The following is a 1,484-nucleotide window of genomic DNA, read 5'->3' on the forward strand; positions in this document are numbered from 1 at the left end:
ATCCCGTCGAAGCCATAGCTGGAGACCGCCGCGCCATTGGTCCGCGATTCCGGCAGCGCCTGCGCGTTGTAGGTGTAGGTGGCCAGGACGGTCGCCCCGGGGCGCGACGGTGGCCACGAGGCGAGAGAGCCGAATTAGCGCGCCGTTACCGTAGACCCTGCTTTGTCAGTCGCAGGAAGAAGCCGCTTTAAAGGCTTGACTGCTGGAACAACAGAGTGTGCGTCCCCAGTGCCTGTTTCCTACCTAGTATATCTAAATTCCACCACCCTCCCCGAACAGGCTTCCACGGAAAGATATAGCCCTCCAAAACCCAGCGGCTCCCCGTCAGATTTGATCGCCACATCTTCTCCGTAGACTGTCCAGAAACCTTTTACATATTTAACGTCATAACTGTACTTCCTACCCGCAAACTTCCCGTTATTCAGCTTACGGGCAAGTAAATCAAATAATAATATCGCATCTTCTCTTGAAGATATTACCGAATTGACCGCAACAAACGCATTTGCCTTACATCGCACACCCGCATCATGACTGTAGCTTGCCCCATCCACCACAGACCCATTCAACACTGTCAACGCCGCTAGAAAGTTGAATATATTCAACATATTCAAAATCCTTATCTTGCGCCCCAAAGAAGGTCTCGAGCAGCGTCGTCATAAAGCGGACTATGTTCCTGCGCTCCTGGGTTACCATATATTGCTGGGTCTTTCGGATTTGGAAAGACAGAGTTTTCCGCTGGGCCACGATGGATACCCTCATGCACGGTTGTTACTTGACGATCGCGGCTTGCGCTATCCCTACCGTCCGCCGCTCCGGCCAGACCAACCGAGCCAACAGTAGTTGACCGGCCATTAAGGCTAGTTCCAGCCACAGTATTCACATTAGGTCTCGCTACAAACTCTCGCGCCCGAAGCGACGACGCCACCTCACCAGCGCGCACAGATATCTCTTTTCCACCAACCTTTATTGTAAAAATTCGGTCAGCACGAGATTCGAGTTTTTTTACGGCGTCCGTGTATGCTCTTTCGAACTTTCTGATGTCGTTCGATTGCCCCCTAGTGAGCGTAGAGGCGCCATCCAGCTCCACTCGATTAAATGTGCACTTTGTTTCTCCTCCACTACCCTCACACGTAGTGCCTGTCGGATCGTTATTATTCAGCGGGTCATCGCCGACGTAGGCGTAGAGATTGATCTGGTCCTTGTACCCAATCGGATCCGTCTGCAGGAACCGTCCCAGGGTCGGCGAGTAGATGCGGGCCTTGTAGTAGTACATGCCCAGCTCGGGCAGCCACGCCTGGCCGGTATATTGGAACCGCCCGGCGTTGCCCGCGCCCGGAACGCCGTATTCGTCATAGCTGTTGACGCCCAGCGATCCGCCCCCCGCGTCGGCGCGGGCGACGATGCTGCCCTGCCCGTCGGTGAGCAGGTGGCGGCGGTCGGCCAGGGACGCGCCCTCGTACCAGACGATCGGGTCGTCGACCGCG

The 1,484-nt window shown here is 55.5% G+C and carries 2 protein-coding genes; both read right to left on the reverse strand.

Features of this window, described 5'->3' with window-relative positions; all coding sequences use genetic code 11:
* Positions 1–239: 239 nt before the first annotated feature.
* Positions 240–605: a hypothetical protein gene (locus BM066_RS26640; protein ID WP_018113491.1), complete on the reverse strand. Its 366-nt coding sequence runs from the start codon at positions 603–605 to the stop codon at positions 240–242.
* A gap of 11 nt (positions 606–616) precedes the next feature.
* A partial coding sequence (locus BM066_RS27245) for an RHS repeat-associated core domain-containing protein (protein WP_255367731.1) occupies positions 617–1,484 on the reverse strand: 868 nt, incomplete at its 5' end.

The sequence above is a fragment of the Caulobacter sp. UNC279MFTsu5.1 genome, assembly GCF_900114015.1.
Taxonomy (GTDB): domain Bacteria; phylum Pseudomonadota; class Alphaproteobacteria; order Caulobacterales; family Caulobacteraceae; genus Caulobacter.